22 protein-coding genes are annotated in these 22,582 nt (G+C 47.5%); 5 read left to right on the top strand and 17 right to left on the bottom strand.

Annotation, left to right across the window (positions count from 1 at the left end):
* Positions 1 to 100 precede the first annotated feature (100 nt).
* On the top strand, positions 101 to 535 hold the full coding sequence (gene nsrR / locus BXO87_RS00535) for a nitric oxide-sensing transcriptional repressor NsrR (RefSeq protein WP_032874275.1): 435 nt from the start codon (positions 101 to 103) through the stop codon (positions 533 to 535).
* A gap of 179 nt (positions 536 to 714) precedes the next feature.
* Complete coding sequence (gene lytF / locus BXO87_RS00530) at positions 715 to 2,169, top strand: peptidoglycan endopeptidase LytF (RefSeq protein WP_007610305.1); 1,455 nt, start codon at positions 715 to 717, stop codon at positions 2,167 to 2,169.
* Positions 2,170 to 2,213: 44 nt separating this feature from the next.
* Here the strand turns inward: lytF and BXO87_RS00525 are convergent, their stop codons facing one another.
* On the bottom strand, positions 2,214 to 2,537 hold the full coding sequence (locus BXO87_RS00525; protein ID WP_003155332.1) for a DUF3889 domain-containing protein: 324 nt from the start codon (positions 2,535 to 2,537) through the stop codon (positions 2,214 to 2,216).
* 191 nt (positions 2,538 to 2,728) lie between these two features.
* Here BXO87_RS00525 and BXO87_RS00520 point away from each other — a divergent pair, with 191 nt between their 5' ends.
* Positions 2,729 to 2,971, top strand: a complete 243-nt coding sequence (locus BXO87_RS00520; RefSeq protein WP_003155335.1) for a YhdB family protein — start codon at positions 2,729 to 2,731, stop codon at positions 2,969 to 2,971.
* Between the two features lie 14 nt (positions 2,972 to 2,985).
* Here the strand turns inward: BXO87_RS00520 and BXO87_RS00515 are convergent, their stop codons facing one another.
* The 13 genes from BXO87_RS00515 to BXO87_RS00455 form a co-directional block, all read right to left on the bottom strand.
* Positions 2,986 to 3,510: an NADPH-dependent FMN reductase gene (locus BXO87_RS00515; RefSeq protein ID WP_038457432.1), complete on the bottom strand. Its 525-nt coding sequence runs from the start codon at positions 3,508 to 3,510 to the stop codon at positions 2,986 to 2,988.
* Complete coding sequence (locus BXO87_RS00510) at positions 3,507 to 4,154, bottom strand: response regulator (RefSeq protein ID WP_038457430.1); 648 nt, start codon at positions 4,152 to 4,154, stop codon at positions 3,507 to 3,509. Before BXO87_RS00510 ends, BXO87_RS00515 begins: the two co-directional genes overlap by 4 nt.
* On the bottom strand, positions 4,154 to 5,290 hold the full coding sequence (locus tag BXO87_RS00505; RefSeq protein WP_038457428.1) for a GAF domain-containing sensor histidine kinase: 1,137 nt from the start codon (positions 5,288 to 5,290) through the stop codon (positions 4,154 to 4,156). The genes BXO87_RS00510 and BXO87_RS00505 overlap by 1 nt, the downstream gene beginning before the upstream one ends.
* A 145-nt stretch (positions 5,291 to 5,435) precedes the next feature.
* Positions 5,436 to 7,178, bottom strand: a complete 1,743-nt coding sequence (locus BXO87_RS00500; protein WP_038457427.1) for a phospho-sugar mutase — start codon at positions 7,176 to 7,178, stop codon at positions 5,436 to 5,438.
* 139 nt (positions 7,179 to 7,317) lie between these two features.
* Positions 7,318 to 8,985 carry a glycerol-3-phosphate dehydrogenase gene (gene glpD / locus BXO87_RS00495; protein ID WP_003155341.1) on the bottom strand — a complete coding sequence of 556 codons (1,668 nt, stop codon included), beginning with the start codon at positions 8,983 to 8,985 and terminating at the stop codon, positions 7,318 to 7,320.
* Between the two features lie 138 nt (positions 8,986 to 9,123).
* Positions 9,124 to 10,614: a glycerol kinase GlpK gene (gene glpK / locus BXO87_RS00490; protein ID WP_032874246.1), complete on the bottom strand. Its 1,491-nt coding sequence runs from the start codon at positions 10,612 to 10,614 to the stop codon at positions 9,124 to 9,126.
* Between the two features lie 16 nt (positions 10,615 to 10,630).
* On the bottom strand, positions 10,631 to 11,458 hold the full coding sequence (locus tag BXO87_RS00485) for an MIP/aquaporin family protein (RefSeq protein ID WP_038457426.1): 828 nt from the start codon (positions 11,456 to 11,458) through the stop codon (positions 10,631 to 10,633).
* Positions 11,459 to 11,630: 172 nt separating this feature from the next.
* Positions 11,631 to 12,206 carry a glycerol-3-phosphate responsive antiterminator gene (locus BXO87_RS00480; protein WP_007610287.1) on the bottom strand — a complete coding sequence of 192 codons (576 nt, stop codon included), beginning with the start codon at positions 12,204 to 12,206 and terminating at the stop codon, positions 11,631 to 11,633.
* Positions 12,207 to 12,222: 16 nt separating this feature from the next.
* Entirely contained in the window at positions 12,223 to 13,575 is a 1,353-nt protein-coding gene (locus BXO87_RS00475; RefSeq protein ID WP_139337712.1) for an aspartate aminotransferase family protein, read from the bottom strand.
* 243 nt (positions 13,576 to 13,818) lie between these two features.
* On the bottom strand, positions 13,819 to 15,357 hold the full coding sequence (locus BXO87_RS00470; protein WP_007408451.1) for a bifunctional GNAT family N-acetyltransferase/carbon-nitrogen hydrolase family protein: 1,539 nt from the start codon (positions 15,355 to 15,357) through the stop codon (positions 13,819 to 13,821).
* Positions 15,350 to 16,039: an HAD family hydrolase gene (locus BXO87_RS00465; RefSeq protein ID WP_038457423.1), complete on the bottom strand. Its 690-nt coding sequence runs from the start codon at positions 16,037 to 16,039 to the stop codon at positions 15,350 to 15,352. The genes BXO87_RS00470 and BXO87_RS00465 overlap by 8 nt, the downstream gene beginning before the upstream one ends.
* Before the next feature lie 127 nt (positions 16,040 to 16,166).
* Positions 16,167 to 16,589 carry a CBS domain-containing protein gene (locus tag BXO87_RS00460; protein ID WP_007408449.1) on the bottom strand — a complete coding sequence of 141 codons (423 nt, stop codon included), beginning with the start codon at positions 16,587 to 16,589 and terminating at the stop codon, positions 16,167 to 16,169.
* Positions 16,590 to 16,719: 130 nt separating this feature from the next.
* On the bottom strand, positions 16,720 to 17,115 hold the full coding sequence (locus BXO87_RS00455) for a DUF5365 family protein (RefSeq protein ID WP_076851072.1): 396 nt from the start codon (positions 17,113 to 17,115) through the stop codon (positions 16,720 to 16,722).
* A 109-nt stretch (positions 17,116 to 17,224) separates the two neighbouring features.
* Here BXO87_RS00455 and BXO87_RS00450 point away from each other — a divergent pair, with 109 nt between their 5' ends.
* A complete protein-coding gene (locus BXO87_RS00450; protein WP_038457420.1) occupies positions 17,225 to 18,133 on the top strand; it encodes an RluA family pseudouridine synthase in 909 nt (302 codons plus the stop codon).
* Here the strand turns inward: BXO87_RS00450 and BXO87_RS00445 are convergent.
* The gene (locus tag BXO87_RS00445; protein ID WP_032874231.1) at positions 18,130 to 18,726 is read right to left on the bottom strand and encodes a class D sortase; all 597 of its coding nucleotides are present in this window, start codon (positions 18,724 to 18,726) and stop codon (positions 18,130 to 18,132) included. The genes BXO87_RS00450 and BXO87_RS00445 overlap by 4 nt on opposite strands.
* Positions 18,723 to 20,777, bottom strand: a complete 2,055-nt coding sequence (locus BXO87_RS00440; protein ID WP_038457417.1) for a bifunctional metallophosphatase/5'-nucleotidase — start codon at positions 20,775 to 20,777, stop codon at positions 18,723 to 18,725. Before BXO87_RS00440 ends, BXO87_RS00445 begins: the two co-directional genes overlap by 4 nt.
* Positions 20,778 to 20,969: 192 nt before the next feature.
* Here BXO87_RS00440 and BXO87_RS00435 point away from each other — a divergent pair, with 192 nt between their 5' ends.
* Positions 20,970 to 21,635 (top strand): spore coat protein, encoded by a 666-nt coding sequence (locus BXO87_RS00435; protein ID WP_007610275.1) that lies wholly within the window; start codon positions 20,970 to 20,972, stop codon positions 21,633 to 21,635.
* On the opposite strand, the gene BXO87_RS00430 is transcribed toward BXO87_RS00435, so the two are convergent.
* Positions 21,636 to 22,538, bottom strand: coding sequence for a hypothetical protein (locus BXO87_RS00430; RefSeq protein ID WP_038460673.1), 903 nt, complete (start codon positions 22,536 to 22,538; stop codon positions 21,636 to 21,638).
* Positions 22,539 to 22,582: the final 44 nt, after the last annotated feature.

The raw sequence follows: 22,582 nt of genomic DNA, 5'->3' as shown, positions 1-22,582 counted from the left end.
TTTTTTTTTGAGTTAAAGGGGCAAATTCCTTTTTTTTCATTTTAGATTCATATATGATAGACTGTAACAGAAGCAAAATCTCTTTTTCCGAGGTCATTCTATGAAATTAACGAACTATACCGATTATTCTTTACGCGTTTTGATTTTTTTGGCTTCCAAACATTCCGACGAACTTTCCAACATAAAAGAAATCGCAGATACTTATTCCATCTCTAAAAACCACCTCATGAAAGTCATTTACCGCCTCGGCCAGCTCGGGTATGTCGAAACGATCCGGGGCCGGGGAGGCGGAATCCGATTAGGAATGACACCGGAAGACATAAACATTGGAGAAGTCGTTCGAAATACAGAAGACGACTTTAACATCGTAGAATGCTTTGACTCCAAAAAAAATCTCTGTATCATATCTCCCGCCTGCAACTTAAAGAACCTTCTGAATGAAGCCCTGCAAGCTTACTTGGCCGTTTTAGACAAATATACGTTAAGGGATCTGGTCAAAAACAAAGAGGAGATTATGAGACTGCTCAGAAGCTGAAGGAATGTCCGCATTCCTTCTTTTTTTTATGCCGGCGTAAGAAAAAAGGACTATTTCTATTAATATGATAAACGATTGCAGACAAGTGCCGATATAAAGATTATCATTACTGATATCCTCACCTTGCGGCTGCAACGAATGGGGATAGTAAAATCATCGCAGGAAAAGGGAGATTCATTATGAAAAAAAAGGTAGCGGTCGGTTTGACTGCATCTGCGATCGTCGGGTCTGCGTTAGCTGTAACCCCGGCAGAAGCACAAACGATTAAGGTTAAAAGCGGAGATTCATTATGGAAGCTTGCCCAAAACTACAATACAAGCGTGGATGCCATTACATCAGCCAATCATCTAAAATCCACCGTTATTTCTATCGGGCAGACGCTCAACATTCCTAACGGCAAATCAGATTCCGGCAGCTCAAAGCCATCTTCAAAGAACAGCGGCACGACTAAAAGCGTCTATACAGTGAAAAGCGGCGACTCGCTGTGGCTGATCGCATCTGATTTTAAAATGTCCGTACAGGAACTGAAAAAATTGAACGGTCTGACAAGCGACTTAATCCGCGCCGGACAGAAGCTGCAAGTGACGGGGAAAGTTTCCTCAAGCACCGATCAGAAAAAAACCACACCGGGCAGCAGCTCAAACAGCAGCAAAAAGCAGTCATCATCTTCCGGGACGTATAAAGTCAAACTCGGCGATTCACTATGGAAGATCGCAAACAGCGTCAATATGACCATTGCGGAACTCAAAGTATTAAACAACTTAAAAACGGATACGATCTACGTAAACCAAGTCCTGAAAACAAAAGGAACGTCTTCTTCGGGAAACACGCCGTCAAAAGACAATTCAAACCAAAATAAAAACCAGACGCAAACGTCCTCTTATACAGTAAAAAGCGGAGACTCACTCTGGAAAATCGCAAACGCATACAACATGACGGTTCAGCAAATCAGAAGCATCAACAAACTGACGTCAGACATGCTGCGGGTCGGACAAGTGCTTAAGCTGACAAAAACGTCATCTTCCGGCTCTTCGACTTCACCGTCAACTCCGAACCAGTCCGGAGATACAGGGAAAACCACTACATATACCGTGAAAAGCGGGGATTCTTTATGGGTGATCGCCCAAAAGTTCAATGTGACGGCCCAGCAGATCCGCGAGAAAAACAATCTGAAAACAGATGTTCTTCAAATCGGACAAAAGCTGACGATTACCGGACAGCAGACAAACACGACACCGAATCAGTCCGGCAACACAGGCGGCACAGGTTCAACAAGCGCGAAGATTAATGTAATGATTGATGCCGCAAAAGCTCAACTGGGCGTACCGTATGTATGGGGCGGGACAACGCCGAGAGGCTTTGACTGCAGCGGTTTCATTTATTACGTTCTCAATAAGGTCACTTCTGTATCCAGACTTTCAGCCGCAGGCTACTGGAATACGATGACATCAGTCAGCCAGCCGGCGGTCGGTGACTTTGTCTTTTTCTCAACTTATAAAGCCGGACCTTCCCACGTCGGTATTTATCTCGGAAACGGCCAGTTTATTAATGCCAACGATTCGGGTGTCGTTATTTCCAGCATGAACAATTCCTATTGGAAACAGCGCTACCTCGGCGCAAAACGTTTCTTCTGATATCTGACAAGCTGTACGGCCTCAATTAGGCTGTGCAGCTTTTTTTACAGTCTGAAAATATTAATACTGATCACATGCTTTGTCACCGGATGGAAATACACTTCAGCACGGGATGAAAACGTTTCTTTTGCTGTTTGCACCGTTACGCGAAACACATCTTTCGTCTGTTCCCGGTTCACTTTTGTACGGCCCATGTACGAATAATCAGTAAGCTCGGCCCCCTTGTATTCACGTTCAAGCTGGTTCCATGCGAGCTGCTCCCATTTTTCAACTGATGGATCAAGGTGTTCTGTATGCCCTTTTTCAGCGATAGAGGCAATGAGAATGCCGCAAAACAAGAGGGCAAGCGCAAATGGAAGGGATTTCATCTTTATGTTCTCCTGAGTCGTTTTTTGTCAATCTTAGCGTGTCCAAAGAAGAGACGGATATGCGGTTTTATTTTATGTCTCCCTCATATTGCTATGCCGCAGTGATAAGGACACCAACTTTTCCCCCGTTGCATCCGGGCTTCAGCGGCATAAACTAACGGAGAACTTCTCATTGAAAGGAGAAGCGTTAGATGGATCATGCCGATTATGACAAAGCCTTGTATTACACACACCGATCTCAATGGGACAATTTGTTAATATTGATGGTTCGTACAAAAGATGATTTATTATCAAAGCGTATTGAGCACTTTCTGCACGCGTATCATTTCGAATATGATCATGCGGTGCTTGAAAAAGAGCTGTATTCTCTTCTCGGGTATATTGATCATGCGACAGAGCTCGCTTATGAAGATCAATTAGCCATGCTGACATAAAAACAATCCCGGCGTCAGACGCCGGGATTTCTTGTATTTGTGAACATATTCAGCTCTTCGATCATCTCTTTCAGGCTGACCGCCATATCCTCAGATACGGTCCGGCGCTCCATGTCAATGTGAATCGGGTCTAAGACCAGCTGTTTCGGGATGACATTTGCATAAACGCCCCGCATGACCGTCCGCATATTCGCCAGCGCGTTCATGCCTCCTTTTCCTCCGCCCGCCGCGGCAATGATTGCCACAGGTTTGTATGCCCAGTGATCGCTGCTTAAAAAATCGATGGCGTTTTTTAAAGCGCCGCTCATGCCGCTGTGATACTCGGGAGATAATAAGACGACGGCCGCCGACTTTTTCACCTGCCGCCTTAACTCTTGCACTGAAGGCAGCTCGTTCTGTTCTACTTCACCGTTATAAAGCGGCAGATCACTTTCGCTCAAATCAATAAAATCGGTATGAAACCGATCTCTGATATAAGAAGCGGCAATTCTAGTCCGCCCGTTTTTTCTCGGTGTTCCGCTGATCACTAATATGCTCATGATTTTACCGCCTTTCCAAAAATATTATATTTTACCGCATACAATGCCGCCTGCGTCCGATCGGAAAGATTCAGCTTTGACAGCAGGTTGGACACGTGGGTCTTCACTGTTTTTTCTGAAATAAACAGTGCCGCCGCAATTTCCTTATTGCTTTTTCCTTTGGCTATTTCTTGAAGAACATCTTTTTCACGAGGGGTCAGGTGATAATATTTTTCCTTATCCTGATCATCCTGAACCATATGGGTCAGCACATGAGGCACAATATCCGCCGACAGCCGGTAACGTCCGGAATATACTTCCCGGAGCGTTTTTACTAAATCATCGGGCTGGGCGTCTTTCAGCTGATACGCTTTTGCGCCGGCTTTAAGGGCGGGAATGACATGCTCCTGATCAGAATAGCTCGTCAAAACGACGATACTGATGTCCGGAAATCGTTCAGCCGCAATTTTTGCCGCTTCTATGCCGTCCATATCAGGCATTGATAAATCCATCAGAATGATGTCCGGCTCCGTCTTTTCAGCTTGCTGAAGCGCTTCAGCACCGGTGGACGCCTCACCGACAACTTCAATGTCTTCCTGAGTGGCGAAGAAATAGCGCAGTCCTTTGCGGACAACGTGATGATCATCAGCAATCACAATTTTCATCAATCAGACCTCCTGTCCCGAAACGGAAGCCGAACGGAGACAATCGTTCCGGCGCCAAGCTCGGATTGCAATGTAAAGCGGCCTCCGATTGCTTCGGCGCGCGCTTTCATGCCGGCCACGCCGAGCGATGGGAGCACAGCATGCGCATCAGCGCTGAAGCCCGCTCCACGGTCGCTAATGTGAAGCTCGGCGCAATCCGGTTTTTTAACGGCGGAAATGATAACCCGGTCCGTTCCCGCATGCTTTTTACAGTTATTCAAGGCTTCCTGGGCGATCCGCCAAAGCGCGTGTTCCTGTTCATCCGTAAGCTCCAGCTCATCCTCCATTTCACAAACGGCTTCCAGGCCGATAAGAGCGGCATAGCTTTTGATCGACGCATACAGCCCTTTCGTCAAACTTTCCGGCTTCAGCTGCCAAATAAGCGCCCTCATTTCTGTTAGCGCATCCTGAGACAGCTCTTGAATAAACGTAATCATCTGCCGGAGCCGATCATCATCTGTAAAGCTCTTTGCGGCTTTTGCCGTTAAGCTGACAGAAAACAGCATCTGATTGACGGAATCATGCAGCTCTTGCGCAAGTCTGCTTCGTTCCACCAACAGGGCGTTCTGCTGCTCAAATTCGGCCAATTTCATCCGCTGGATCGCCGTTCCGATTTGAAATGCAACCGCTTCAAGCAGATGCAATTCTTCTTCGTTGAAAAATGTCTTTTCACTTGCGGCGACGTTTAATAAACCGAACTTCCGGCCGCCGTCCTCAAGCGGTACGGTCGCATGATGGGTAATGCCCTCCGTATCGCGGCAGTTCGTCGTCTGTTCCGCAAATTCAATCCGTTTACAATTCATTATGTTTACGGCCTTTGTCAATCCGCCATTGCTGAATTTGGTCAGACAATAGCATTCCCCGCTGCACATGAGTGCATTTTCCCGCTGACCGAGAGCCGGCGGTAAATAAGCGGATGCGGCGAGCGTATAAGATCCGTCCGGCTCAATCAGAAAAATCCACCCTGTCTGCAGCCCGGTCAGGCTGAGCAGTTCGCGGAGCACTTTATCAAGCGCTTCCTTTAAATCGTGGCTTTGGTTTAAGGTTTCCGCAATCGCTTTTAACGTTTTTAACGTTTCTACCGTCGTTTTCGTCAATTTCCCTCACTCCGGCCAATCAGAATTATCCATATTATATCAATTCTTTTCTGTATATTCCTTTGTTTTCAGCATGAATTTTCCTCATACTTTCGGATGAGGCGTATAAAAAAACCGCCGGATGTCGCTTCCGGCGGTTTGTTGTTTATTTCGTTTTTTCCACTATGCCATCCACTGTTTTCATGACGGCTTCAGATAATGCGGCAAGACGCTGTTCGCTGTCTTGTAAAGAAGTTCCCTTCACGGCGAAATAGAACTTCACTTTCGGCTCCGTTCCCGATGGACGAAGACAGAACCAAGAGCCGTCTTCAAGGAAATATTTCAGGACATTTGACTTCGGCAGATTAATATCCTCTTCATGATGATCGGCAAATACAGTCCGTTTTCCCGTTGAATAGTCTTCAGCCTGCGTGATTTGTTTTCCGGCCATCTGCTTCGGCGGATCGTTTCGGAAGGAAGTCAGGATAGCGGAAATCTGCTCGGCTCCCTGTTTTCCTTTTAACGTCAATGACTTCAAGCCTTCACGGTAATATCCGTATTCTTTAAAAATGGACAGCAGCGCGTCATAAAGCGACATGCCCTGCTTTTTATAAAAGGCGCATACCTCGACGGCTAACAGCGCAGCCTGGATCGCGTCTTTGTCACGCGCGAAATCGCCGATTAAGTAGCCGTAGCTTTCTTCATACCCGAACTGGAACGTGTATTGGCCTGATTTTTCATATTCTTTGATCTTTTCACCGATAAATTTGAAGCCTGTCAGCGTGTCAACCGTATCTAATCCGAACGATGAAGCGACGGCGCGGCCCAATTCGCTCGTGACAATCGTTTTCATGACGACACCGTTTTCAGGAAGGGCGCCCTGTTTTTTCTTCTCGGAAAGCAGGTAATGCAATAAAAGCGCGCCTGTCTGGTTTCCCGTCAGCACTGTGTACTTGCCTTCGCTGTTTTTTACGGCAATGCCGAGACGGTCGGCATCCGGGTCCGTAGCGACGAGAATATCAGCGTTTTGTTCTTCTCCGAGTTTAATGGCATATTCGAATGCCGCGTGCTCTTCCGGATTCGGCGATTTGACGGTTGAAAAATCCGGGTCCGGCAGCTCTTGCTCCTTTACGACGGTGACGTTTTTGTAACCGAGTGCTTCAAGACCGCGGCGCACCGGTTTATTTGCCGTGCCGTGCAGCGGAGTGAACACGACGCTGACATCCACTTCATCCGAAAGCTCGGGATGTACGGAGATGGAAGTCAGTTCTTCAGTATACGGTTTATCAATTTCTTCACCGATTATTTTAATCAAACCTTTTTCTTTCAGTGACTGTTCATCTTCAACTTGAATCGTTAATTCATTTTCTATGGCATTCACTTCCGCAATGACGATGTCCGCTTCTTTCGGCGGCAGCTGTGCGCCGTCATCGCCATACACTTTATATCCGTTATATTCAGGCGGGTTATGGCTGGCCGTCACGACGATACCGGCATAAGCGTTCAGCTTTCTCACCGCAAAAGACAGCTCAGGCGTCGGGCGGAGCTCATCAAATACGTATGTTTGAATGCCTTGGGAAGCAAGAGTTTTTGCAGCTTCCATCGCAAACTCAGGAGATTTATGACGGGAGTCGTATGCGATCGCAACCCCTCTTTTTTTCGCGTCTTCCCCCTGTTTCGCGATATACGCCGCAAGTCCGGCGGATGCTTTGCGGACCGTGTAAATATTCATCCTGTTCGTACCCGGTCCGATTTCTCCTCTCATGCCTCCTGTTCCGAACTCAAGATTTTTGTAGAAAAAATCTTCCAGCAGCTGCTCGTTTCCTTCTGCGTCCGCCAATAATTTTTTCAATTCTGAATCTAATTGTTCGGCCTGATTCCAGCGTTCGTAACTCTTACTCCAACTCATGTTCGTCCTCCTATAATTTCAGCTTATGACCATATTTTAATATGAAGCGGCTGCCCGTGTCACTTGATAACTTAACCAAATGCTTTATGTAAACAGATAAAAGAAGGGCTCATGCCTTTTCGGCACAGCCCTCCGGTTATTATTGTTCGAGCGGGACAACCGCGTCGTGCAGCAGCGTATTTAACCACTCAGTGTGTTTTTCTTTCGTTTCGTCATTCCATTGGAATCGGTCGCTCATGTAATCAATCACGGCCGTTTTATACGTTTGCACCCATTTGATGTCGAAGAACAGTCTTCCCGTTCTGCGGACGAAGAAATCGGCAGGTGTCGCAGCCATTTCTTCTTCGATGCTGTAAGCCGCTTCCGCCAAAATGTGAACCGGAATCTGACGTTTTTCCGCTTCGTCTTTCAGACCTTCAATCCGGCTGAATACATTTTCAACGTTAGAGCCGTATCTGATGGCTAACTGCTTAGCCGTTTCCTGTGATAAACCGATTTTCAAGCCGTCTTTTGTCTTTGCTTCCACAAATGACTCGAAGTTTTTAGAGCCGCCGACATGTCCGCCAGAAATCGGCATCGTCTTCGTCTTGCAGCCGCCGAAGTCCTGGCCGCCCTCTTCTTTCAAGCGGTCGCGGACAAGATCGACAATGTGCTCAGCCATTTTACGGTAGCCCGTCAGTTTTCCTCCGGCGATCGTAATCAGGCCTGATTGAGATGTCCAGATTTCATCTTTACGGGAGATCTCAGACGGGTCTTTCCCTTCTTCGTGAATAAGCGGTCTGAGGCCGGCCCAGCTTGATTCAATATCGTCCGCCGTAATGTTCAGTTCCGGGAACATATAATTGATGGAGCTGACGACATAATCGCGATCCTGCACCGTCATGCGCGGATGCTCAAGTTTTTGTTTGTAAACCGTATCGGTCGTACCCACGTATGTTTTTCCTTCACGCGGAATGGCGAACACCATCCGGCCGTCCGGCGTATCAAAGTACACCGCCTGTTTAAGCGGGAATACGGATTGGTCGAATACAAGATGGACCCCTTTTGTGTGCTGAAGATGTTTTCCGCTTTTGCTATGGTCTTTTTCTCTCAGCTCGTCGACCCACGGACCTGTCGCATTGACGATTTTTTTGGCGTAAACTTTGTATTCCTTGCCTGACAGCAGATCCTCAATTAAAACGCCGACAACTTTTCCTTTTTCATAAAGCAGTTCTTTCACTTTAGAATAGTTGACAGGCTCCGCACCGAATTTAACGGCTTCTTTCATGACTTCAATCGTCAGTCTCGCATCGTCCGTCCGGTACTCTACATAATAGCCTCCGCCTTTTAAGCCGTCTTTTTTGACGAGCGGCTCTTTTTGCAGCGTTTCTTTAGCAGACAGCATGCTTCTGCGCTCTGATTTTTTTACTCCCGCTAAATAGTCATACACACGCAGGCCGATGGAAGTAGAGAATGAACCGAACGTGCCGCCTTTATGAAACGGAAGCAGCATCCATTCCGGCGTCGTGACGTGCGGGCCGTTTTCGTACACGATGGCACGTTCCTTACCGACTTCTGCAACCATTTTGACTTCAAATTGCTTCAGATAACGCAAACCGCCGTGGACAAGCTTTGTGGATCGGCTTGATGTGCCGGCCGCGAAATCCTGCATTTCGCTCAAAGCGACTTTCATTCCCCTTGAAGCTGCGTCAAGCGCCGTGCCGGCACCTGTAATACCTCCGCCTATAATAAACAGATCGTATGTTTTTTTAGTCATGTCTTCCAGCATATGATCCCGTTCCAAACTTGAAAATTGGTGATTCATCATTACGTTTCCTCCTTGTTGTCACGGTATAGAAAAAGAGACCACAACAGCCAAAGCGCATGTCATCACTTTGGTGCTGTGGTCTCTCCTCATCTCAGGACCGTTCCTATTAACTTGTTTTCAGTATACCACATTTTTATCTTATTTAAAAGCCATAGCTGCATTTACTGCTTTTTTCCATCCGCCGTACAATTCATCGCGTTTTTCATCTTCCATTTCCGGTTTGAATTGCTTATCAAGGTTCCATTGATCAGCGATTTCAGTGCTGTCCTTCCAGTAGCCGACAGCGATTCCGGCCAAATACGCAGCACCGAGCGCCGTCGTTTCATTAATTTCCGGACGTTCGACCGGTACATCAAGCAAGTCGCTCTGGAACTGCATGAGGAAGTTATTTTTTACCGCTCCGCCGTCTACACGCAATGTTTTTAAAGAGATACCTGAATCAGCCTCCATGGCATCAAGCACATCTTTCGCCTGATAAGCGAGAGATTCAAGCGTAGCCCGGATAAAATGCTCCTTCGTCGTTCCGCGTGTCAGGCCGAAAACTGAGCCGCGCACGTCGCTGTCCCAGTACGGTGTGCCTAATCCGACGAAAGCGGGCACGACATAAACACCGTCAGCGGAATCCACACGCTCTGCGTATGTCTCGCTTTCTTTTGAATCCTGGAACATCCGCATGCCGTCTCTCAGCCATTGGATGGCAGAACCTGCGACAAAGATGCTTCCTTCCAGTGCATACTCGACTTTTCCGTCTAATCCCCAGGCGATTGTCGTCAGAAGGCCGTGATCAGAAGTGATGGCTTTTTCTCCGGTATTCATCAGCATAAAGCAGCCTGTGCCGTATGTGTTTTTCCCCATGCCTTCTTCAAAGCACGCCTGACCGAACAGCGCAGACTGCTGGTCTCCGGCCGCTCCCGCAATCGGAATATTTTTACCGAAGAAATGATAATCAACCGTTTTCGCGTACACATGAGAAGACGGTTTCACTTCCGGCAGCATTGATTTCGGCACGCCTAAAATATCAAGCAGCTCGTCATCCCATTTTAATTCATGTATATTAAACATCAGCGTTCTTGAAGCGTTGGAATAATCCGTTACGTGCGCCGCCCCTCCGGACATTTTCCAGATGAGCCATGAATCAATCGTTCCGAACAGAAGATTTCCGTTTTCCGCTTTTTCCCGCGCGCCTTCTACATTGTCAAGAATCCATTTGACTTTCGTTCCTGAGAAATAAGGGTCGATCAAAAGTCCCGTTTTTTCTCTGAATGTATCATTATATCCTTTTTCACGAAGCTCTTCGCAAATGCTGGATGTTTGTCTCGATTGCCACACAATCGCATTGTATACCGGCTTTCCGGTATCTTTATCCCATACGACCGTCGTTTCCCTTTGGTTCGTGATGCCGATGCCGGCAATTTGATCAGCGCTGATTCCGGACTCGGAGATCACAGTCGCGATAACGGCGAGCACCGATCCCCAGATTTCGTTCGCATTGTGCTCCACCCAGCCCGGCTGAGGGAAATGCTGTGTGAATTCCTTTTGAGCGGAATGCACGATTTTTCCTTCTTTATTAAAAAGAATCGCTCTTGAACTTGTTGTGCCTTGGTCAATTGATAAAATATAGGTCTCCATGATGCCGCTCTCCTTTTTAAATATATTTAGAATTTGATAATGTTTTCTGTGATTGAGATTTCTTGGTATAAATATAGAGTATGAAAAGTACTACAACCATTATAACGCTTACAAACCAAAAGCTAGGTGTCACATTTCCTTTAAACGCGGCATTGTAAAATACGCCGCCGAACGCACCGCCCATGATCGGACCGACTACGGGAATCCAGGCATATTTCCAATTTGACGGCCCTTTTTTCGGAATCGGCAGAAAGGCGTGAGCGATTCTCGGCCCCAAATCCCGCGCAGGGTTGATCGCATATCCGGTCGTCCCTCCAAGAGAAATTCCGATGGCAACGATGAGGAATCCGACAATCAGCGGGTTCAGCCCTTTTGTAAATTCATTCGCTCCGATTGCCAAAATGCCGAGCACAAGCACAAACGTACCAATGACTTCACTTATCATATTCCCAAATGTATGAGGAATACTCGGGCCGGTCGAGAAAACGCCCAGTTTAGCGGCCGGATCATCCGTCGCCTTCCAATGCGGCAGATAATGAAGGAACACAACAACCGCACCGATCATTGCTCCGATCATCTGTCCCGCAATATAAACAGGGACCTCTTTCCAAGGAAAGCTGCCTTCAAGCGCAAGGCCTATCGTTAAAGCCGGATTCAAGTGGGCGCCGCTGATGCTGCCGACGGCATATGCCGCCATGGCTACTCCCAATCCCCAGCCGAATACAATAACAATCCATCCGGATTGGTATGAAAGCGATTTCTTTAAATTGACTCCCGCACAAACGCCGCCGCCGAAAATAACAAGCAGCATTGTACCGATTACTTCTCCCCAAAATGCTGTCATCATCATTCCTCCTAAATGACAAAATAGCAGGTTTGACAGAGTTATAGAGAATAAAAAACCCACAACAAACCGCTTTACGCTTTATTGCTTCCGTAAAGAGCTGTTGTGGGTCTCCGGATCTCCATCACATAGTATTAACCTAGGTCTATTGTAACAATGGGTGTAAGCGGTGTCAATCTTTTTTTGTCATAGAATGTTCATATTTAGCCCATAGTTCGGTGTCTGAAGTCGTCACGGCCGTGGCTCCTGCCTGCAAGGCGTTTTCAACGTCCTGCTCCGTGCGGATGAAGCCGCCGGCAAAAATAGGAATTCCCGTCATTTCTTTAATTTCTCTGATTAAAGTCGGAACAATGCCCGGGAGAACCTCGATAAAGTCAGGTTTATGCTTTCCGACGAATTCCATGCTTTTCTCCATGGCGCTCGTATCCAAGAGAAACAGACGCTGGATCGCGTATATTTTCTTTTGTTTCGCTTTGACGATGACTGATGATCTCGTCGAAATGATGCCCGCGGGCCGGATATCCTGACAAATGAACTCCGCACCGTATTCGTCATGCTTAATGCCGTGAATTAAATCGACGTGAACCATCAGAAGTTTTCCGTGTTTTTTTGCTTCATTCACGACACCTTTTAATTGACCAAGGTGGATATCTAAAATGACGCCGTATAAGAACGGACTCTCTAAAAATGCATCGAATTGCTTCATGTTCCGGATAGCCGGTAGAATCTGCTGGTTGTGAAAACTCATGTTTTACTCCTTTACATTAAAAATCAATGCTCATCACGCTTTCCTTGACGGTCGAAATGATGAAAGAGAGCTCCTCGTCCGACAGGCAAAAAGGCGGAGACAGCTGAATGACATTATTATATCCCGCTACAGTATCACCATTTTTCCCGACAAGCAGGCCTTTTTCTCTGCACGCGGTGATGACGTGCTGCACAAGGGCGGCATCAGCGGGTTCCTTCGTGATTTTGTCCTTGACGAGCTCAATGCCGGTAAGAAGGCCCTTGCCTCGTACATCTCCGACCGCCGGATGTTCTCTGAGCGGCTCAAGCTCACGGAGCAGCCTTTCTCCAAGCTCCCGGGAGCGGGCGATCAGATTTTCGTCCTCCATCAATAGCAGGTTTTTCAAAGCCAGGGCGCAGGCTGCCGGATTGCCTCCGAATGTATTCACGTGCCGGAAGCGGCCGTACGGCTCACCGCCCGAATACGCCTCAAAAATCTCCCGTTTTACCGCCGTTGCCGACAGCGGCAGATAAGCGCTCGTAATGCCTTTTGCCATTGTGACGATGTCCGGTGAAACGCCGTAATGCTGAAATCCGAACGGCTCTCCCGTGCGGCCGAAACCGCAAATGACTTCATCACTGATCAGAAGCGCGCCGTGGCGGCAGCAAATGTCCTCTACCTTTGCCATATACCCGTCCGGGGGCATCAGTATCCCTCCGCCTGTAATAATCGGCTCCATAATAACGCCGGCAATCGTTTCGCTTAACTCCCACGTCATGATCCGGTCGATTTCATGCGCGCTTTCCAATGTGACGGCATCGCCGGGATTCCGATAAAGATCAGGCGGCGCCGCGTGCAAAAAACCTTGTGAGAGCGGCTCATATTTATATTTTCTCTGCGCCTGGCCGGTAGCGGCGAGCGCCCCCATCGTATTGCCGTGATAGCCTCTGTACCGGGAGATGAATTTGAAGCGGCTGTGATCGCCGTTTTCAATGTGGTATTGGCGGGCAATTTTGAACGCGGTTTCATTTGCTTCCGATCCGCTGTTGGAAAAGAAGATCACATAATCGCCGCCGAGCCATTCATTCAGTTTTTCCGCAAGCTCAATCGCGGGTTGATGGCTTTGGGTCAGCGGATAATAAGGAAGCTCCTTCAATTGGCTGTAAGCCGCATCGGCAAGCTCCTTTCTCCCGTATCCGATATTGACGCACCACAGTCCTGACATGCCGTCCAAATACCGTCTGCCGTCAATATCCGTAACCCAGGCGCCTTCCCCTTTTTGGACGATTATGCTGTCATCCGGCTCCGCCCCTTTCATCGCGTGCCAAATCAGCTCTTTATCCTTTTGTTTGAGTGACTGATTTTTTTGTACATGTTCCACCCCGCTCATCTCCCTTTCAATATCATTGCACTGTATCGAAAGCTGCCCGGCTTCTGACGCCGATTCTCTTGGTGAAGTTTTCCTCTTAATAAGAATATAAAGGCGCGGCATGGGCGAGTCAATAAAGCGGCGGCAATTAAAAAAACGCTTTCTCCCAGAAAGCGAAAGGGCTACAAGAGCATATCCCGAAACCGGGGCCGGTGCAAGTGTTTTTATAAAAAAACCCGCCCCTTAAGCGGAGCGGGCGTTTTTTTATTTCAGGTGCGTAATCCGGTAAATATCTTTGCGCCGGTCTTTCAGCTGGCGCACGGTTCCGTTTTCACGCTGCCTTCTTAAGATTTCAAGGTCCACGTCCCCGATCACGACCATTTCGATATTCGGATTCGTTTCACCGACGATTCCGTCTCTGGCAAATTCAAAATCCGACGGAGCAAAAATGGCTGACTGCGCGTATTGAATATCCATATTTTCTGTTTGCGGCAGGTTTCCGACCGTACCTGAGATGACGGTGTAAATTTGGTTTTCAACCGCTCTCGCCTGAGAGCAGTACCTTACGCGCAAGTAGCCTTGGCGGTCTTCAGTGCAGAACGGCGTAAAGATAATTTTCGCCCCTTGATCCGCGGCAATTCTCGCAAGTTCCGGAAATTCGATATCGTAACAGATCTGAATGGCGATCTTTCCGCAGTCCGTATCAAATACGCGCACCCTGTCTCCGGCGCTGATGCCCCACCATTTCCGCTCATTCGGCGTAATGTGAAGCTTATATTGTTTTTCAATCGTGCCGTCACGTCTGAATAAGTAGGCGATGTTATAAATTTTCCCCTCTTCTTCAACGAAGTGAGAGCCGCCGATGATGTTGACGTTATATTTCACCGCGAGATCTGTAAAGAGGCTGATATAGTCCTCGGTATATTCGGTAATCCTCTGAATGGCCAGACTCGGAGAACGCTCCTCGAGAAATGACATGAGCTGCGTCGTGAAAATTTCCGGGAACACCGCGAAATCAGATCTCGCATCGGAAGCCACATCGACATAATATTCAACCTGATTGGCAAATTCCTCGAAGGAGTAAATCTTTTTCATTTCATATTGAATGACACAGATGCGCACCGGAAATGCCGATTTGTAATAGCGCTTCGACTGCGGCAGGTAATCGACATTGTTCCATTGCATTAATGTCGCATATTTAATGGACGCGGTGTCATCCGGGAGATAATTCGGATTGATCCGCATGAGCGTAAATCCGTTCATCAGCTGGAAAGAAAGCACCGGATCATAAATCTGATGGCGCGTCACCTGTTCGACATAGGCTCTCGCCGTCATTTCTTCCGCATACTTATGATAATTCGGAATCCGCCCGCCGATAATGATACTTTTCAGATTCAATCGTCTCGCCAAGTCTTTTCTCGCCTCATACAGCCGGTGTCCGATTTTCATCCGTCTGTATTCCGGGTGAACCATTACCTCAATCCCGTACAGATTCAATCCGTCCGGGTTGTGATTCGTGATATAACCGTCGTCTGTAATGTCCTGCCACGTGTGGCGGTCATCATATTCATCGAAATTGATGATCAGGCTTGAGCATGAACCGATAATTTCCCCTTCATACTCCGCGCAAAACTGACCTTCCGGAAAGTGCGCGAGATGGCTGATTAAATGCTCAGGCTCCCACGGCTCCATCCCCGGGAAACAATCCTTTTGCAGCTCAATAATTTTGTTAATATCTTTCTCTTCCATATTCCGTATGACCATTTTCTTTTCAAAACGGGTCAGATCAAGTTTCTCAGACAATGCTGCTTCCCCCTGCCGGTTCGTTTTGATCGTTCAATCGCTTTAAGAGTAATTCAAGTTCCATTTCAGCCATCGATTCCAGTCTGTGATCGTACTCTTCAAATAACAGGGCGCTTGTTACCTTATTCGGGACGATGACACATTTCATGCCGGCCCGTTTGGCTGCGATTGAGCCGTTGACCGAATCCTCAAAGGCCAGACATTCAGATGGTTCAACGCCTAAATGTTCCGCAGCTTTCAGATAGAGCTCCGGATTCGGCTTCACTTCTTCTACGTCGTCAGCCGTCTGAATCACTTCAAATTCATCAAACAGGCCTAATTCCTTCAGATGACCCGACACCCATTTAAAATCTGAGCTGGAAGCGAGCCCCACCTTCAATCCTAATTCTTTTGCCGCGGCTAAATAAGCCTCCACCCCGGGGCGCGCCGTTTCCGTCTTCATCCGCTGTTCGAAGCGCCCGCGCCTGATCGCCGTCAGTTCATCATGATCGAGCTTTCTTCCCAGCTGCTCCTCTAAATATGCGAACGGCTTAAACCCCGCGGCCGTTCCGATCACCTTTCCCCAGACGGATAAAGGCAATGTTGAACCGTGTTCTTCAAACATTTCCTGCAGCACTTCATATTCATGGGTTTCTGTATCTAAAATTAACCCGTCAAAATCAAAGATTAATGCTTTTATCAATGGTTACAGCTCCTTTAGCTAAACGTACTGACCTATGTATACACTATACCGTGAATTTCTTTCGCATTCAAAATGTAACATTCTGACGGAAAGAAGAGCCTGCATAAGTGCAAGCTCTCTTCATCCGTTACTGTGTGTTTTGACTGGAAATATTGGAAAGAGCTGCTCCCGCAGACTCATTTGAACGCTGATCGACCGCTAAGTCTCCAAGCGCAACGATCCCGACCAGATGATTTTGATCGACAATGGGAAGGCGGCGGATTTGGTGTTGGGCCATCAGATGTGACGCCTCTTCAAGACTCATTTCCGGGTTTCCGGATACAACTGCAGAAGACATCACGTGTGAAACAGGTGTTTGGCCGTCGCGGCCTTGAGCCGTTGTTCTCAATGCGATATCACGATCTGTCAGCATTCCTTTTAATTCCCCTCCGTCAACGACGGGAATTGCTCCGACATTATGCTGGTGCATCAGCGCAGCCGCTTCCTGGATCGTTTGATTGGGAGAAACGGTAGCCACGTGGGTAGTCATTGATTGTTTGATTGAACTCATTGTAAAGCACCCCTTTCGACATTTATTATGCTCGGGGATTTGTCTCAATATAAAGGGAGTTAGAGGAAAGAAATTGTGGTATCATGTCAAAGAAGCAAAAAAGAGCCTGTAAAAAGGCTCTTTACACCCGTCAGATCAGCCTTCTGCGACCGCAGGCTTCTGATCCGGCACCTGTCTCGAAATCATCATAGGTAAACGGAAAATTCATTCCGCATTCGTTCAGCAAAGTGCAATTTTTATCAAACAGCGCCCGCTCTTTGACGTCATATACCAGGTGCGGCTTTGACAGCATGATATGTACCGTTTGCAGACAAGCCATAATTTGAAACGCTTCTTTTAAAGTTCCTTGGTAACGTTGGTTTTGTAATGATAATACGCCCCTTTTTTTAAAGCGCTGAATTTCCAGTTCGGAGAAATAAAGAGGAAAGACATTTTGAAACAATTCAGAGGAAAGCTCTTGTATCGCGCTTTCTTGTCCGTCAGTCGCTGCGTTCACAATTCTCACATCAATCACCTTTCTTGCCATGTGAATATCCTTAATCTTTATCAAGAATAGCATAGAAAAAAACGCGAAAGCTAAGGTAAGTGTTTCCTATTGAAACAGCCGCTTTCCGCTTGAAAAGGAGCTTTATGAAATGAAACAAAATGACCGCGGTCTGGAACTCCTGATTACGGAAAAGCACGCCGGACAATGGCTGTTTTCAGTCCTGAAATCTGAATTCCAGGCGTCAAAACCCGTAATTACGGAATGGATGAACCAAGAAAGCATTCAGGTCAATCGGACATCTCCGAAAAACAATATCATACTGAAGACCGGAGATCGCTTATTCATTGATCTTCAGGAAAAAACGGGTTCTTCGGTGACTCCTGAATACGGAGAGCCGGACATTTTATTTGAGGACAATCATATGCTGATTGCAAATAAGCCGGCGGGAATGCCGACTCATCCAAATGAAGAGGGTCAGACCGGCACCCTCAGCAACCTGATCGCTTACCATTTTCAAATCAACGGCGAGCAGGCGAAAGTGCGCCACGTTCACCGTCTTGACCGTGACACGTCAGGCGCGGTCGTTTTCGCGAAACACCGCCTGGCCCATGCAATCCTTGACCGTCAGCTCGAAACCAAAACATTAAAACGCACCTATATCGCCGCGGCGGAAGGAAAAGTGACGCCTAAAAAAGGCAAGGTTGACTCGCCGATCGGCCGCGACAGGTCACATTCCGTCAGACGGCGCGTCTCACCCGGCGGACAAGCCGCCGTCACCCATTACAAAGTGAAAGGCTATCATCCCGGTGCGCAGCTTACATTGGCAGAGCTTGAACTGGAAACCGGGAGAACACATCAAATCAGGGTGCATATGGCAAGCATCGGCCATCCGTTGGCGGGCGATGAGCTGTACGGCGGAAGCAGGACGCTGTTTCACAGGCAGGCGCTTCACGCCAAAAAAGTCAGTGTCGTCCATCCGATCTCAGGAGAAGAAATCGTTGCCGAGGCGCCGATGCCGGCTGATCTGGCTCATTTTACCGAAACGTATTTTTCTTAAACCGGGTCGGCATATATAATATATCGTTTCGGCGCATTTCCAATGTAAGAAAACGGATAGCAAGTGGTCAGGATCAGTTCCTCCCGCTTGTGCTGAAGGGTGATGACAGATGTATCATCCCGGCTGACGATTTTTGTACGGCTGATTTTATAAGAAAACGTGCCGTAAGACAAAATCACGTTCAGTCTGTCTCCTTTTTTCAGTTCGCCGGTCCGGCGGAACACCGTGTCCCTGTGGCCGGATAACACAATTTGGCCGTGATCGCCCGGATAATAGCTGTCCTTATAATGTCCGACGCCTTTTGCTAAATCATCTGCGTCAGTCCCTTCGACGATCGGGAGCTCAGCGTCGATTTCAGGGATTTCTAAAATGCCGCTTGCCTCACCCGTTTCGGGGTGAAATTCTTTTTTGCGCTGTGTCAGCACAGCGCTTTTTGTTTTTTTCTTTTCCAAGACAGGTTCTGTTGCTTTTTTTGCTTCTTCAAGCGATTGGTTCGTTTTCATATGTGAATCAATGATCTTCCAGCTTCCGTAACATGTGATGATGATACCGACGATGATGACGAGAAGCGGAATATGTTTCAGTTTGTTCATCGTGTGCGGGTTCCCCTTTTCTTTCTGAAAAGCCAATATACGCCGGCACCCGTGATCACCAGTCCGGCCAATGCCGTCTGATGGCTGCCCGCTAAAGTATCAGGCAATGGGCGGCCTTTTTGTGTGCCGCTTTCAGTCTGTTCTGTGCTTTGTTTCGAATTTGCGGCAGACGCCGGACGGGATTCGGGAATTGGCTGCACTGTATCAGATGCTGTTTCTTTTACGACAGGACGTTTAGGTTTTTTGGTTTGATCAGGCTGTTCTGCTGCATCCGGTTTTTTAGCGGGTTTTTCCGCTTGAGGTTTTTCTCCTTTATCAGGCCTGGTGCCGCCCGGTGTTTCCCCGCTTCCCGGCTGATTGCCGGTGTCATCAGGTGTTTCGGCGGCTGATGCCTTGCGGATGCGGCCGTCGGTCTGATAAGAAATCGGTGCGGAAAAGCTTTTGACATAGTCTGCTGTCGCTTCCAAATCCTCAGGCCCCGTCACCGGATTCTTGCCGAGTTTCCCGATCGGACCGTATTTTGCCCCCGCTGCCGTCGCCATAAATTGATTGACTGTTACTGTATATCCTTTTTCGGGCTGTATGTCTGTACCGTCCGCCATTTTCATATCAACCGCTTGTCCGGTTTCCGGGTTCCATGTATAGGAAAATCCGCTGATGCTGTAATCCGGTCCGTACACCGGAGAAATTTGCGCGTTAATGATCTCCCGCAAATCTTTTCCTTTGATTTCAAGCTTCGTCAGCACATTGCCGAACGGCTGTACATTATAAAGGTCTCCCCATGTGATCGGCCCTTTTTTTAAGCCGTCCCGGATGCCTCCTCCATTCATAAGCGCAAAATCGGATTTCATCTTCGCTTTCATACCGTCGGCAATCAGATTTCCGAGCGCCGTGTCGCCGTCATTTGAATATCCGCCCGTTATATCATGGGCCGCTTCCCCGACCGTTTCGCTGATAATCGGTTTCACTTTCTCTTCATATTTGCTTAATATGCCTGCCGCAGCCGGGTCAGGCTTGATTTTACTTTGATCGATATATTGGATTTCCGCTGATTTTTTCACGATATCCTTCGACTCTTTATCAAGTTCAAGATCGGCGATTCCGATTGCTTTTCCGTATTCAAATGCCTGCACGATCAGCTTGCCGTCGATTTCTCCGTTTACGACTTTATGATTGTGCGCGGCGAAAATCACATCAATCTCTGAGTCTGTTCCGCTTGCAAGCTTTGCGGATTCTCCCGTGATGGCTGAGCCATTTTGTTCAGCAGACATATGGGCGAGCACGGCGATTGCTTTAATTCCTTTTTTCTTCAGGTCAGCGGCGGCGTCATTGACAGCCTTTACCTCATCCGTAAACGTAATATTTTTAATTCCGTCCGGGATGACCATGCCTGCCGCCGATCTGGTTACAACCCCGATAAATGCGACCGGAATTCCCGAAACGTATTTGATTTCATACGGCGGCAGAAAGGACTCCCCTGACTTCAGTTTACAGTTGGCGCAGACGAGCGGGAAATTTTGGCCGTCATAATCGCTTGTCCCCTTACCGTCCGGATGATCTCCTCCATTGATGATCCGTTTAAGCTCATTCGTTCCTTCATCGAATTCGTGATTGCCGACAGTTCCGACATCAAAACCGATGTCTTCCATCAGTTCTACTGTCGGTTCATCCTGAAAAAGGGCTGACACGGGAGAGCTGCCCCCGATCATATCGCCCGCATGTACCACGAGGGCGTGTTCTTTCTCGGCTTTCGCCTTTTTAATGTACGCTGCGGCGTAGTCCATCCGCCCGAAAGTGCCATCCGGTTTACCGTCTCCGTTAAGGTCAAGCTCATATTGCTGATCAATTTTTCCGTGCAGATCATTCATGCTGATGATTCTGAGCGGGACACGGCCGGAGTCTTCAGTCTGCCGTTCTTTATACGCTTTATCCGTTCCAGCTTCATTCAGTGATCCTGCTTGTCCGATTGCTTCCGCATCTTTCACGCTGAACATCATAAAACAAACCGTCAGCAGACAGCACGAAAGACGCATACCCCTTATTTTCTTCATTCATTTCCCCCCTGTCTTCTAAGAAATACGTTAGCTTATTTTCTTAAAAATCACATCACTTTTTTGTAAAGATTGTCTTCGTTGGCGCAAAATAGTAAATAATCCCCACGTAACGAAATAGGTCTTGATGTATAACGGATCGGCTTTTTTCACATCTTAATGATGATTTGACATGAAGGAGGAAAACAACCAGTGGAACAGCAGCAGAATCAGCAGCAGCCGCCAGTAAATCAGGGGATCCCGGGTTCACCGCAAGTGAATCACGGAGGACATGAGCTTTTCGATATGCATGAAGTGCTGGCCGGAACAGTCGGTGTTTTGGATCAATTTATGATGCTCAGACAGTTTATACAGGATCAGCAGCTGGCCGACATCCTTGACCGCCAGTATCAATTCATTCTCGGACTCTATAATCTGACGGCAGAATGCTTTAAGACCGGCCAAAAGCCTTCTCAGGAAACGTCGACATATATGATGAAGGAACAGAACCAGGCCGTCTACGGTATAAAACCGACTCAGCCGAAAAAACCGAATCAATCATTAAATGATGTCAAAGATCTCGGGATCAGCGGCCATATGCTCGGCCTGATTAAAGCTCAAGCTTCTCTCTTGACGATGAGCTCGCTTGAAATGACCAATCCCGTCACAAGAAGAGTGCTCTCCGCGCAAATTCAGCAATATGTCGAAATGGCGTTTGAAATCTTCTTATACCAAAATAAACACGGTTATTATCAGGTTCCTCAGCTCAATGCACAAGATATGCAGACTATGCTGAATTCATTTGCACCGGCCCAGGGACAGCCGCAAATGCCTCCGATTAAAGGACAAATGGGACAGCAGCAGCAAAACCTCCATTGATTAAAAAACGGCGTTGGAAACCTGACTCTCCAATGCCGTTTTCTTTTTTTCATATGCTTTTGTGAAATCATGTTCAAATTGTTTCAGGCTTTCTTTCGTAGCCGCTTCAAAGCCTTTTTCAAAATCCTGTGTTTCGGCGGTTTTGTTGATAATGGTTAAGATAATGCCTTCTCCGAATGTTTCGGTTAAGTCCTTTATCATATAGAAGCTTTGCAAATAGACATCTGTTTCATATTCCATACGCGATTTCTGCCATTTTCGGTCGGTCGTTAATTGATCAAACGGCACGACGGAAAATGCAATCGGATCAATGACTACATCATAATGCGCGACCCACTCGCTCAGCCCCTCATGAAACCAAAGCGGAAATACAGACGTATCCGTCCCCAATTGCCGCGTTTTTTGATGAAAGGCGTAGTGTGTATATTCATGTATAATCAATTGCTTATACATGAAAACGGCCAGCTCATCTTTTTTCAAAAGCTGTTTTTTCTCTTCAGGCAAAAGCCCCATCATCTGCTCCTGTTCTGAATAAAAACCGACTACATTTTTCAATCCTGAATATTGCTCCATTTCAGCTTCATCCGAAAAGAAAATGAGTTCAAGTGGCGCTGCACCTTTATAGCCGACAATGATTTGATTGATACGCTTTGCGTGGTCCAGGGTAAGCTTGGTCAGATCCAAGAGCGGTTTTTCATCCGCCGTATAGTAAATCGCTGTATGTTTGTAAATTTCTTTATTCATGTGTTCAGTCACTTGTTCCTTCGTCGGAACAGAGCGGCTGTTTTGGCCTGACAGGACGTACATCATACTTACTGAAACGGCTGAACTGACAGCCAATATGACAAGGACTCCGCACAGGATCAGAGTGAATGCCGCCCGTTTCCCCATGCCGTCATGCAAACAAGCTCCCCTCCCCGATCCTTTAATTTTCATCTCATTCTTTA

The organism is Bacillus sp. GZB, assembly GCF_001975995.1.
In the GTDB taxonomy this organism is placed as follows: Bacteria; Bacillota; Bacilli; order Bacillales; family Bacillaceae; genus Bacillus; species Bacillus velezensis.
The sequence above is the reverse complement of the archived record's forward strand: the minus strand, read 5'-3'. Positions and strand labels throughout refer to the sequence as shown.